8 protein-coding genes and 2 pseudogenes are annotated in these 12,719 nt (G+C 72.5%); 7 read left to right on the top strand and 3 right to left on the bottom strand.

All coding sequences use genetic code 11. The annotated features are described in order from the left end of the window. The 5 genes and pseudogenes from AC2W7A_RS03735 to AC2W7A_RS03715 all read left to right on the top strand — a co-directional run. Positions 1–186, top strand: a pseudogene (locus AC2W7A_RS03735) (hypothetical protein); the annotation flags it as partial. After that, entirely contained in the window at positions 183–665 is a 483-nt protein-coding gene (locus tag AC2W7A_RS03730) for a bifunctional nuclease family protein (RefSeq protein WP_485990181.1), read from the top strand. The pseudogene AC2W7A_RS03735 and the gene AC2W7A_RS03730, both read left to right, overlap by 4 nt. Positions 666–855: 190 nt before the next feature. After that, positions 856–1,437 (top strand): MerR family transcriptional regulator, encoded by a 582-nt coding sequence (locus AC2W7A_RS03725; protein ID WP_485990180.1) that lies wholly within the window; start codon positions 856–858, stop codon positions 1,435–1,437. Positions 1,438–1,650: 213 nt separating this feature from the next. Next, a pseudogene (locus tag AC2W7A_RS03720) lies at positions 1,651–5,096 on the top strand (pyruvate carboxylase). Positions 5,097–5,187: 91 nt separating this feature from the next. Next, on the top strand, positions 5,188–6,738 hold the full coding sequence (locus tag AC2W7A_RS03715; protein ID WP_485990179.1) for a mycothione reductase: 1,551 nt from the start codon (positions 5,188–5,190) through the stop codon (positions 6,736–6,738). Between the two features lie 221 nt (positions 6,739–6,959). On the opposite strand, the gene AC2W7A_RS03710 is transcribed toward AC2W7A_RS03715, so the two are convergent. The 3 genes from AC2W7A_RS03710 to AC2W7A_RS03700 all read right to left on the bottom strand — a co-directional run bounded on the left by AC2W7A_RS03710 (position 6,960) and on the right by AC2W7A_RS03700 (position 10,212). Next, positions 6,960–8,801 (bottom strand): AMP-dependent synthetase/ligase, encoded by a 1,842-nt coding sequence (locus AC2W7A_RS03710; protein WP_485990178.1) that lies wholly within the window; start codon positions 8,799–8,801, stop codon positions 6,960–6,962. A gap of 219 nt (positions 8,802–9,020) precedes the next feature. Then, the gene (locus AC2W7A_RS03705; protein WP_485990177.1) at positions 9,021–9,455 is read right to left on the bottom strand and encodes a hypothetical protein; all 435 of its coding nucleotides are present in this window, start codon (positions 9,453–9,455) and stop codon (positions 9,021–9,023) included. A 133-nt stretch (positions 9,456–9,588) separates the two neighbouring features. Then, positions 9,589–10,212 (bottom strand): alpha/beta hydrolase, encoded by a 624-nt coding sequence (locus tag AC2W7A_RS03700; protein WP_485990176.1) that lies wholly within the window; start codon positions 10,210–10,212, stop codon positions 9,589–9,591. A gap of 159 nt (positions 10,213–10,371) precedes the next feature. Here AC2W7A_RS03700 and AC2W7A_RS03695 point away from each other — a divergent pair, with 159 nt between their 5' ends. Further along, entirely contained in the window at positions 10,372–11,082 is a 711-nt protein-coding gene (locus tag AC2W7A_RS03695; protein ID WP_485990175.1) for a lysophospholipid acyltransferase family protein, read from the top strand. A 158-nt stretch (positions 11,083–11,240) separates the two neighbouring features. Then, positions 11,241–12,644: a class II 3-deoxy-7-phosphoheptulonate synthase gene (locus AC2W7A_RS03690; protein WP_485990174.1), complete on the top strand. Its 1,404-nt coding sequence runs from the start codon at positions 11,241–11,243 to the stop codon at positions 12,642–12,644. The last annotated feature ends 75 nt before the right edge of the window (positions 12,645–12,719 follow it).

Below are 12,719 nucleotides of genomic sequence, written 5' to 3'. Positions count from 1 at the left end.
CGGCCAGACCGGGAGCTGGGCATCCTCCAGCAGGCCGTCACGCCCCTGGCCACGCGCCGGGGACGAGGACTCCCCGCAGCCGCGCCGCCAGAGACCGCCCGCCGCCTCGGCGAGGCGATGCTCAGCCTCCACACCGCCCTCCTCACGGACGGCGTCGAGGCGTTCACGTCGGGACCGCAGCGGTGAGCCCCGCCTCCGGGGAGGACGTCCCCCTGACCGTCCTGGGCGTCCGCGTGGACCTGCCCGCCCAGAACCACGCCCTGCTGCTGCTGACCCCCGCCGGGGACCGGGTCGTCCCAGTGTGGGTGGGTGCCGCCGAGGCCACCGCGGTGGCGCTCGTCCTGGACGACGTGACCCCACCCCGGCCGCTCACCCACGACCTGCTGCTCGCCGCGGTGACCGCCCTCGGCGGCACGGTCGCCGCCGCACGGATCACGGGGACCCGGGGAGAGGCGGTCCTCGGCGAGCTCGTGCTGGCCGACGGGTCCGTGCTGGACGCCCGGCCCTCCGACGCCGTCGCCGTCGCCCTCCGGGCGGAGGCACCCGTGCTGGCACCGCAGTCGGTGGTGGACGAGCTCGGCGTGCCGGTGGCGGACCACCACTCCGACGACCTCGAGTCCTTCCGCAGGTTCCTGGAGGACGTGGACCCGGACGACTTCGCCTGAGCTTCGCGACACGCCGTCCTCATGGGGTGCCGGGTCTTTGACCGGGGACGCCCGGGACCGTACCTTGCATGGAGAAGGGTTCCGCGCCGTCGGCGTCGCCACCCTGATCCTCCACGGTCACCGGAGGGTCGGACGGGGACATCGGCACCCACTTCCCCCGAGGCGGAACCGAGACCAGGAGGGCTCACTCGTGACACCCCATGCAGGTTCTGGTCGGCCCACCCCGGTCGGCTCCCACCAAGGCATCCTCTTCACCGACGACATGCCGCAGCTGGACGAAGAGGCCGGCTACCGCGGCCCGACCGCGTGCAAGGCCGCCGGCATCACCTACCGGCAGCTCGACTACTGGGCGCGCACCGACCTGGTGGTGCCCACCGTCCGCACCGCCGCGGGCTCCGGCTCGCAGCGGCTTTACTCGTTCCGCGACATCCTGGTGCTCAAGGTCGTCAAGCGCCTGCTGGACACCGGCGTCTCGCTCCAGCAGATCCGCACGGCCGTCGGCCACCTGCGCGAGCGCGGCGTGGAGGACCTCGCCCAGATCACCCTGATGAGCGACGGGGCGTCCGTGTACGAGTGCACCTCCGCTGACGAGGTCATCGACCTGGTCCAGGGCGGCCAGGGCGTCTTCGGCATCGCCGTGGGCCGTGTCTGGCGCGAGGTCGAGGGCACCCTCGCCGAGCTGCCCAGCGAGCATCTGCGGCAGGCCGAGCAGTTCCCGGGCGACGAGCTGTCCGCCCGCCGCCGCGCGCGCCGTCAGCAGAGCGCCTCCTGACGTCACCGCCGTTCGCCTCCTCGGTCGGTCCTGCCCCATGTCACCGCGAATGTGACGTGGGGCAGGCGCGTGTCCGGGCGGATCCGTCGTCGCATGACCGAGGACGTCCACGTGTTGTGGCACACTGCCTGCATGAGCGACTCTGCCGAGAACACCGCCGGCCGCAACGACGCGGCCGCCGCCAACGCCGAAACCTCTCCCGTCTTCTCCAAGGTGCTCGTCGCCAACCGCGGCGAGATCGCCGTCCGCGCGTTCCGCGCCTGCTTCGAGCTGGGTGCGAAGACCGTGGGCGTCTTCCCCTATGAGGACCGCAACTCCATCCACCGCCAGAAGGCCGACGAGGCCTACCGCATCGGCGAGGAGGGCCATCCGGTCCGCGCCTATCTGGACGTGGACGAGATCATCCGCGTCGCCAAGGACGCCGGTGCCGAGGCCATCTACCCGGGCTACGGCTTCCTGTCCGAGAACGCCGGCCTGGCCCGCGCCGCCGCGGAGAACGGCATCACCTTCGTGGGACCGCCGGCCGACGTGCTGGAGCTGACCGGCAACAAGGTCGAGGCCCTCCGTGCCGCCAAGCGCGCGGGCATCCCGACCCTGGCCTCGTCGGAGCCGTCCGCGGACGTGGACTGGCTGCTCGAGCAGGCCGAGGAGATCGGCTTCCCGATCTTCGTCAAGGCCGTCGCCGGCGGCGGCGGTCGCGGCATGCGCCGCGTGGAGAAGCGCGAGGACCTCAAGGGCTCCCTCGAGGCCGCCATGCGCGAGGCCGACACCGCCTTCGGCGACCCCACCGTCTTCCTGGAGCAGGCCGTGCTCCGTCCGCGCCACATCGAGGTGCAGATCCTCGCCGACGGCGCCGGCAACGTGGTCCACCTCTTCGAGCGTGACTGCTCCCTGCAGCGCCGCCACCAGAAGGTGGTGGAGATGGCCCCGGCCCCGCACCTGGACGAGGAGATCCGCCAGGCTCTCTACCGCGACGCCGTGGCCTTCGCCAAGGAGATGGGCTACGTCAACGCCGGCACCGTCGAGTTCCTCGTGGACACCGCCGGCGAGCGGGCCGGCCAGCACGTGTTCATCGAGATGAACCCGCGCATCCAGGTGGAGCACACCGTGACCGAGGAGGTCACGGACGTCGACCTTGTGGGAGCCCAGCTGCGCATCGCCGCCGGCGCCACCCTCCCGGAGCTGGGCATCACCCAGGACTCCCTGCGCCTGCGCGGCTTCGCCATGCAGTGCCGCATCACCACGGAGGACCCGGCCAACGGTTTCCGCCCGGACACCGGCACCATCACCGCCTACCGCTCCGCCGGCGGCTCCGGCGTGCGCCTGGACGGCGGCACCATCTACGCCGGCGCCGAGGTGTCCCCGCACTTCGACTCGATGCTGGTGAAGCTCACCTGCCGTGGCCGCGACTACCTCACGGCCGTGCACCGTGCCCGCCGTGCGCTGGCCGAGTTCCGCATCCGCGGCGTGGCCACCAACATCCCGTTCCTGATGAACGTGCTGGACGACCCTCAGTTCCTCTCCGGGGACGTGGCCACCGACTTCATCGACGCCCACCCCGAGCTGGCGCAGGTCAACCGCTCGCAGGACCGCGGCACCAAGGTGCTGCAGTACCTGTCCGACGTGACGGTCAATCGGCCGCACGGGGAGCGGATCGACGGCATCGACCCGCGTGACCGCCTGCCGGCCCACCCGGGGGACAAGTCGCAGGAGCCGGACCGCTCGCCGTTCGACGGTCCGTCCCGCAGCCCGGAGGCGGTCCCGCCGTCCGGCTGGCGCCAGGTGCTCCAGGAGAAGGGGCCGGAGGGCTTCGCCGCGGCGCTGCGCGAGCAGACCGCCCTGGCCGTCACGGACACCACGTTCCGTGACGCCCACCAGTCCCTGCTGGCCACCCGCGTGCGCACCCGTGACCTGCTCGCCGCGGCACCGGCCGTGGCGCACACCCTGCCGGGCCTGCTCTCGGTCGAGGCCTGGGGCGGCGCCACGTACGACGTGGCCCTGCGCTTCCTGGCGGAGGACCCCTGGAAGCGGCTCGAGCTGCTCCGCGCCGAGATGCCGAACATCCCGATCCAGATGCTCCTGCGCGGCCGCAACACCGTGGGCTACACCCCGTACCCGACCGAGGTGACCGACGCCTTCGTGGCCGAGGCCGCCGAGTCCGGCGTGGACATCTTCCGCATCTTCGACGCCCTCAACGACGTCTCGCAGATCACCCCGGCGATCGAGGCCGTCCGCGCCACCGGCACGGCCGTGGCGGAGGCCGCCCTCTGCTACACCGGCAACATGTCCGACCCGGCCGAGAAGCTGTACACCCTCGACTACTACATGGGCCTGGCCCGGCAGATGGTGGACGCGGGGGCGCACATCCTCGCGATCAAGGACATGGCCGGCCTGCTGCGTCCGGCCGCCGCCCGCGAGCTCGTCACCGCCCTGCGCGCCGAGTTCGACCTGCCGGTGCACCTGCACACGCACGACACGGCCGGTGGCCAGCTGGCGACCCTCCTCGCCGCGGCAGAGGCCGGGGTGGACGCCGTGGACGTGGCGACCGCCTCCATGGCGGGCACCACCAGCCAGGTTCCGATGTCCGCCCTCGTGGCCGCACTCGAGCACACCCAGCGGGACACGGGCCTCACCCTGGACGCCGCCGCGGCCATGGAGCCCTACTGGGAGTCCGTGCGCGCGATCTACGCGCCGTTCGAGGCCGGCCTCAAGGCCCCGACCGGCCGCGTGTACCAGCACGAGATCCCGGGCGCCAGCTGTCCAACCTGCGCACGCAGGCGATCGCCCTCGGGCTGGGCGAGCGCTTCGAGCAGATCGAGTCCATGTACGCCGCGGCGGACGACATGCTCGGCCACCTCGTGAAGGTGACCCCGTCCTCCAAGGTCGTGGGCGACCTGGCCCTGCAGCTCGTGGGCCGGGACGTGGACCCGAAGGAGTTCGCGGAGCGTCCGAACGACTTCGACATCCCGGACTCCGTGGTCGGGTTCCTGCGCGGTGAGCTGGGCGATCCGCCCGGAGGCTGGCCGGAGCCGTTCCGCACGAAGGCCCTGCAGGGCCGCCGTGAGGGCACCGGCATGGAGGACATCTCGGATGAGGACCGGTCACTGCTGGCCGAGTCCGGGCAGACCCGCCGCGACGTCCTGAACCGCCTGCTCTTCCCGGCGCCGACCAAGGAGTACGAGGCCCACCGCGAGGAGTTCGGGGACACGTCCACGCTGCACACCCGCGACTTCCTCTACGGACTGGTCCCGGGACGTGAGCACGTCATCTCCCTGGGCCGCGGCGTCCGCCTGCTGGCGGTGCTGCAGTCCGTGTCCGAGCCGGACGAGAAGGGCATGCGCACCGTCATGCTCACGCTCAACGGCCAGATGCGTCAGGTGATGGTCCGCGACCTCTCCGTGGAGTCCTCCGTGCGCACCGCCGAGAAGGCCGACTCCTCCGTGGCCGGCCAGATCCCGGCGCCGTTCGCGGGCTCCGTCAGCGTCCAGGTCGCCGAGGGCGACACCGTCCAGGCCGGCGACCCGGTCGCCACCATCGAGGCGATGAAGATGGAGGCCGCGATCACCACCCCGGTGGGCGGCACCGTCAAGCGCGTCGTCCTCGACGGCGTGACCCCGGTCAACGGCGGCGACCTGATCGTGGTCATCGACGAGGGCTGAGCCGCGCCCCGCACAGGGCACGCCGTCCACGGGGCGGGCACCGGGGACCCCGGTGCCCGCCCCGCGGCGTCTGCGGCCTATGCTGGCAGACATGGCCGACACCGCCGCAGCACCGACCGAGACCGCACCCGCCCCCGAGCACTTCGACCTGCTGATCATCGGGTCCGGCTCCGGCAACTCCCTGATCACCGAGGCCTGGGAGGGCCGCCGCGTGGCCGTCGTGGACGCCGGCACCTTCGGGGGCACCTGCCTGAACGTCGGCTGCATCCCCACGAAGATGTACGCCTACCCGGCGTCCCTGGGCGGCGCCCGGGACGAGGCGGCCCGCGTGGACGTGGACCTGCGCCGCGACGGGGTGGACTTCCCGGCGCTGCGGGACCGCATCTTCGGCCGCATCGACGCGATCAGCGAGGGCGGCCTGCGCTACCGCCGGGACGAGCTGGAGCACACCACGGTGGTGCAGGAGCGGATCCGCTTCACCGGGCCGAAGGAGCTCACCACGGACTCCGGCCGGGTCCTCACCGCGGACCAGATCGTGGTGGCCGCCGGCTCCCGCCCGTCGCTGCCGGACATCCCGGGGATCGACCTGCCCGCCGTGCACACCTCGGACACCGTCATGCGCCTTCCGGAGCTGCCGCGCCGCGTGGTGGTGGTCGGGGGAGGCTTCGTCGCCGTCGAGTTCGCCGCCGTGTTCGATGGTCTGGGATCCGAGGTGGTCGAGGTGATCCGCGGCGAGCGGCTGCTGACCTCCCATGACGCCTCCATCTCGGCGCGCTTCACGGAGTCGGCCTCCCGCACCTGGGACCTGCGCACCGGCTGGGAGCCGGTGGAGATCCTCCCCGGGCACGACGACGGCCCCGTCACCGTCCGCTTCGCGCGTCACCGCAGCGCGGCCTCGCCGGATCGCCCCGGCGCACCGTCGGGCACCGAAGCACCGGGGGAAGGCGTCCGCGACACCGCTGACGGCGCGGCCGCGGACGACGTCCTCGAGCTCGAGGCGGACGTGGTGCTCATGGCCACGGGCCGCACCCCGAACGTGGACACCCTGGACGTCGCCGCCGCCGGGCTGGACGTCACCGACAGCGGGGTGCTGGCCGTGGACGCCTGCCAGCGACTGCTGTCCGACGGTGAGCCCGTGGACGGACTCTGGGGTCTGGGAGATGCGGCCAACGCGTGGCAGCTCAAGCACGTCGCGAACCACGAGGCCCGGGTCGTGGCGCACAACCTGGTGCATCCGGAGGACCTGCGGGAGAACCGCCTGACGCCCGTACCGGCAGCCGTGTTCTCCCGCCCGCAGGTGGCCTCCGCCGGGCTCACGGAGGAGCAGGCCGCGGCCGCGGTCGGCGCGGAGAACGTCACCGTGAAGGAGCAGGAGTTCGGGGACGTCGCCTACGGCTGGGCCATGAACGACGAGACCGGCCTGTGCAAGCTGGTCGCCGACCGCCGCACCGGGCGGCTGCTCGGCGCCCACCTGGTCGGGCACGAGGCGGCGAACCTCATCCAGCCGCTCGTGCAGGCCATGTCCTTCGGCCTCGACGCCCACACGATGGCCCGCGGCCAGTACTGGATCCACCCGGCCCTGTCTGAGGTCGTGGAGAACGCGCTGCTGGGGCTCGACGTCCCCGACTCCGGTCTGCTCTGAGCCGACCCCCGGGCCGCGGCCGCAGCCCGGGCGGGGAGGACAGGCGGGGGTGAGGGGGCCGTCGTCGTGCCTCAGGCCCGTCTCTCCGCCGTGCACGCACACCGTCTCTCCGCCGTGCACGCACACCGGTCCTCCGCCGTGCACGCACGAGGGCCCCGGACCGCACGGTCCGGGGCCCTCGTGCCCGGCGCGGATCCTGCCCTCGGCCGGGCTCTGCGGTGTCAGCCCTGCTGAGGTGCGGAGCCCCCGTAGATCTCGTCGATCTCGGACTGGAAGTCCTTCATGATCGCGGCGCGGCGCATCTTCAGGGACGGGGTCATGTGGCCGTCCTCGAGGGTGAAGTCGCGGTCCAGGATCCGGAACTCGCGGATGGACTCGGCCCGGGAGACGGTCCGGTTCGTGCGCTCCACCACCTCGGCGATGTGCGCCCGGCCCTTCTCGTCCTGGGCGGCCTCGGCCACGGACATGCCCGCGTCGAGTCCGTGGGAGGAGAGCCAGCCGGGCAGGGTGTCCGCGTCCAGGGTGACGACGGCGGCGACGAACGGCTTCCCGTCGCCGACGACCATCACCTGGGAGACCAGGGCGTCGGAGCGGATGAGGTCCTCCATCTGCGCCGGGGCCACGTTCTTGCCGCCGGCGGTCACGAGGATCTCCTTCTTGCGGCCGGTGATCTTCAGATAGCCGTCCTCGTCCAGCGTGCCGAGGTCTCCGGTGCGGAACCAGCCCTCCTCGTCGAAGGACTCGGCGTTGGCGTCGTCCCGGTTGTGATAGCCGGTCATCACGCACACGCCCTTGGCCAGGATCTCGCCGTCCGCCGCGATCTTCACCGCGTTGCCGCCCAGCGGCTGGCCGACGGTGCCGATCCGCAGGTCGCCGGGGATGTTCACGGTGATCGGCGCGGTGGTCTCGGTCAGGCCGTAGCCCTCCAGGACGGTCAGCCCGATGCCGCGGAAGAAGTGCGCCAGCTCGGTGGACAGCGGGCCGCCGCCGGAGACGGCGTACTGGAGCTCACCGCCCATGGCCGCGCGGATCTTGCCGTAGAGCAGCTTGGAGAACAGGGCGCGCTTGGCCTTGAGCGCCAGCGGCACCTTCCCGGCGTCCAGCGCCTTGGAGTAGGCGATCGCCACGGCGGCGCCCTTCTCGAAGATCTCGCCCTTGCCGCCGTCCTGCGCCTTGAGCAGTGAGGCGTTGTAGACCTTCTCGAACACGCGGGGCACCGCGAGCAGGAAGGAGGGCTTGAAGGACTGCAGGACGCCGGTGAGCTTCTTCAGGTCTGAGGTGTGGCCGCAGCGCGCGCCGGCGGCGACGGTCAGCACGGACACGAAGCGGGCGAACACGTGGGCCAGCGGGATGAAGAGCACGGTGGACTCGCGCTCATTCACGATGGTGCCCAGCGAGCTCTCCAGCGCCTGGTGGCACAGCTCGGCGAAGTTGCCGTGGGTCAGGAGGCAGCCCTTCGGCTTGCCCGTGGTGCCGGAGGTGTAGATGATCGTCGCCAGGTCCTCGAGGACGGCGTGGGAGCGGCGGGACTCTACCTCCTCGTCCGAGACGTCGCGGCCGGCCTCGGCCAGCTCGTCCAGGCCGGTGCCGGGCAGCCCGGACTCCGGGTCCATGACCCACATGCCCTTCAGCTCCGGCAGGGACTCACGGTGGACCGCGTCGGAGACCGTCTTGCGGCGGTCCGCGTTCTCGGCGACGACGGCCTTGACCTCGGCGTCCTCGACGATCCATGCGACCTGCGAGGCGGAGGAGGTCTCGTAGATCGGGACGGTCACGGCGCCCGCATACCAGATGGCGAAGTCCACGAGCGTCCACTCGTAGCGGGTGGACGCCATGAGGCCCACGCGGTCACCCTGGCCGATGCCGGAGGCGATCAGTCCCTTGGCCAGCTCGCGCGCCCGGTCTCGGAACTCCCGGGCCGTAACGTCGCGCCAGGCCGATTCGCCGACGGGCACGGAGAACAGGACGCCGTGGCTGCGTTCGCGCACCTGCCGCTCGAGCAGGTCGGTGATGTTCGAGTCGGCCGGCAGCGCCGGGGCGGGAGGAGTGCTGATCTGCTGCATGGGGGCTCCTGAGTGGGTGGCGCAGAGGGACGGACCCTCGCCGGGGACGTGGCGGGGATCACACGGGGTCGAGTCTACGATACCCGGAGTCTCGGGTGAATCCGCGTGGGAGGGAGATCGGCGTGCCTCCGTTGCCCCGAGCCGGGACCGTGTGGCCTCGCCTCCGGATGCCACGGCGTCAGACCCCGTCGCGCCACTCGCGCCAGGCCGGCGGGGGCCTCAGACCTGGGCGCCGCGGTCCAGGCGGTCGCCGCGGCCGTCGCCCCGGCGCGGCAGCTGCAGGAACAGGCCCGCACCGCCGCAGACCGCCACCAGGACGAGCGCTGCCGACGTCCACCCGGGCAGTCCGACACGGAAGGCGGCCACCAGCAACAGCGCCAGGACCGGCAGGACCAGGGCGAGCGCGGACAGCACGACGGTGGGGCGGCCGCTGAGCAGCGGGGGCGGCTCCGGGGGCACGAACTCGCCGGGCAGGTCGTCGTCGGCGACCGGGTCAGGGTGCAGCACGGGCCACGGCGGGGCGGAGTCGTCACCGCCGTGTGGGGGAGCATCCCTGCCCTGCGGGGGAGCGGCGGGCAGGTCCGGACGCAGACGGGCGACGATGTCCGCCCACGCCGCGTCCTGGTCCTCGGGCTCGTCGTGCGGGTGACTCATCGCCGCTCAGCCGCCTGCCGGCAGACACGGTCCACGAACGCGGCGCTGTGCTCCACGATGAGCGGGAGGTCGTGGTCCATGGTCGCGACGTGATAGCTACGCTCCAGTCGGACCTGTTCGAACGCGGCCCGTGTCAGGCCTGCCCGCAGACGCCGCTGGGCCTGATGCGGGACCACATGGTCCTGCGGGGACCAGTAGGAGACGACGTCGGCGGTGATGCGCGGCAGTCCGCGCACGGCGGCGCGCTGGATGCGGCCGAGCTCGGCGACCCCGCCGACGGGCGTGCGGGGTAGGCGTGCTCGCTCACCGGTGCGGCCGCGTCGTCCGCCACGGGGGTGGTGGAGGGGACGAACCAGCGCAGCAGGGGAGCGGCGTGGGCCAGCGGCTGTCCGAAGGCCAGGGCCGGGTTGACCACGGTCGAACCCGCCACCGGGCGGTGCGCCGCCGCGTCGAGCGCGAGCGCGCCTCCCATGGACAGGCCGGCCACGACGACGTGGCGGTGCTCGGCCAGGGCCCGGTCCACGTGCTCGCGGACCGCCGCCCTCAGCTGATCTGCGGTGACCCTGTTCAGGTCCTCCCAACGGGTCCCGTGTCCAGGCAGGAGCGGGACGACCACCCGGTTGCCGTGCTCGGCCAGGGCCTCGGCCCAGGAACGCATCGAGTGCGGGCCCGAGGTAAAGCCGTGGAGCATGACGACGGCGCGGTCACCGGCGCCACGGGCCGGGGCCAGGTCGAGCGGCAGGTGGACCGGGTCCACAGGCGCGGTGGGAGCCGCCGTCGGCGGCACGGGACGGGGGGCGTCGACGCAGGGGCATGGCCCCACCCTAGCGGCCGTCCTCGCCACGCCTGCGGATCCCGCCGGCGCCCGGCGTCTAGCATGGGGGCAGCAGCAGACCCGTCCGTCCCCAGGAGAGGCATGTCCACCTTCTACCGGTCCGCCCGCACCTTCGTGGTCCGCCCCCTGGCGCGCGCGTTCTTCAACCCCTGGGTCAAGGGCCGGGGCCACGTCCCCGCGTCCGGCGGGGCGATCCTGGCCAGCAACCACCTCTCGGTCTCGGACTCTGTGTTCATGCCGGCGGTGCTGGACCGTCAGGTCCACTTCCTGGCGAAGATGGAGTACTTCACCGGCACCGGTCTCAAGGGCTGGATCACCAGGAGGTTCTTCGTCGCCATCAACCAGCTACCGATGGACCGCTCCGGCGGCGCGGCCTCACTGCGCTCGCTGCAGGCGGGCCTGGAGGCGCTGCAGGAGGGCAAGCTGCTCGGCATCTACCCGGAGGGGACCCGCAGCCCCGACGGGCGTCTGCACCGCGGCAAGATCGGCGTGGCCAAGCTCGCGCTCGCCGCCGGGGTGCCAGTGGTCCCGATCGCCATGGTCGGAACGGACAAGGTGCAGCCGATCGGTCGATCGATCCCACATCCGGGCCGGGTGGGCGTCATCTTCGGCGAGCCGCTGGACTTCTCCCACCTGCAGGACCGCAAGGACGAAATCGCCGTCCTGCGCGAGGTGACGGATGAGATCATGGAGGCCATCCGCCGCCTCTCCGGGCAGGAGTACGTGGACGTGTACGCCGCCGATGTGAAGTCTGGCCGCGTCCCGTCCCCGCCCCGCGCCGCCCGCGACTGACCCGCCGCTCCGAGGCGAGCCGCGCAGCCCGAGGCGCCCGGCCCCGGACCCGAGGACGCGGCGCGTGCACGGGGCCTGATGCGGCGCCGACGTCCACATGTCGGCCACCGGTCGTGAAGTGTCCACCGAGTCCCGGATCCCGCCCTAGGGTGGAGCGCATGAGTGCACACTCCCGCGACGAGATCCTGGCCTTCGGCACCGCCACCTCCGAGGGCGCCGCCACCGCTCCCGGCCTGGACCGCTGGCGCAGCCTGCCCATCAGCCAGGCGCCCCAGTGGGCCGACCAGGCGGACTATGAGGCCGCCGTCGCCGAGCTGAGCCAGGTGCCGCCGCTCGTCTTCGCCGGCGAGGTGGACGTGCTGCGCACCCGGCTGGCCGAGGCCGCCCGCGGCGAGGCGTTCGTCCTCCAGGGCGGAGACTGCGCCGAGACCTTCTCCGGCTCCACCGCGAACCGCATCAGCGCGCGTGTGAAGACGATCCTGCAGATGTCCGCCGTGCTCACCTACGGCGCCTCCGTGCCCGTGGTGAAGATGGGCCGCATCGCCGGCCAGTTCGCCAAGCCCCGCTCCTCGGACACCGAGACCCGCGACGGCGTGACCCTGCCGTCCTTCCGTGGCGAGATCGTCAACGGATACGAGTTCACGGAGGAGGCGCGTCGCCACGACGCCCGCCGGATGGTACAGGCATACCACACGTCCGCCTCCACCCTGAACCTGGTCCGGGCCTTCACCCAGGGCGGCTTCGCCGACCTGCGCAGCGTCCACGCCTGGAACCAGGGGTTCCTCGCGAACCCGGCCTACGCGCGCTACGAGGAGATGGCCGCCGAGATCGACCGTGCCGTGCGCTTCATGGGCGCGGCCGGCGTCGACTTCGAGGCGATGCGCCGCACCGAGTTCTACTCCGCCCACGAGGCCCTGCTGCTGGACTACGAGCGGGCGCTCACCCGCGAGGACTCCCGCACCGGGGACCCCTACGCCACCTCCGCACACTTCCTCTGGATCGGGGAGCGGACCCGCCAGGTCGACGGCGCCCACGTGGACTTCCTGTCCCGCGTCCGCAACCCGATCGGCGTCAAGCTGGGCCCGACCACCACCGTGGACGACGTGCTGGCACTGGCCGAGAAGATCGACCCGCTGCGCGAGCCCGGCCGCCTGACCTTCATCACCCGCATGGGTGCCGGCGTCATCCGCGACGTCCTGCCGGACATCGTGGCCGGCGTGCGCGACGCGGGCCTGCAGCCGGTCTGGGTGACCGACCCGATGCACGGCAACACCGTCACCGCCAAGAACGGCTACAAGACCCGCCGGTTCGAGGACGTGATGGACGAGGTCGCCGGGTTCTTCGACGTTCACCGCGAACTGGGCACCCACCCGGGCGGCATGCACGTCGAGCTCACCGGCGACGACGTGGCCGAGTGCCTCGGCGGCGCGAACCTCGTGGACGAGTCCGCCTTCGAGGAGCACTACGAGTCGCTCTGCGACCCCCGCCTGAACCACCAGCAGTCGCTCGAGATGGCCTTCCTGGTCACCGAGGCGCTGACCCACCCGGACCGCCGGGCCTGAGGGCTGCCCGGCACAGGGACACGCGACGGGGGCCGCACCAGGCACGGGTGCGGCCCCGTCGCGCCGTGGCTTCGG

The organism is Micrococcus sp. LASM2_SD2 (assembly GCF_057364565.1).
The sequence above is the reverse complement of the archived record's forward strand: the minus strand, read 5'-3'. Positions and strand labels throughout refer to the sequence as shown.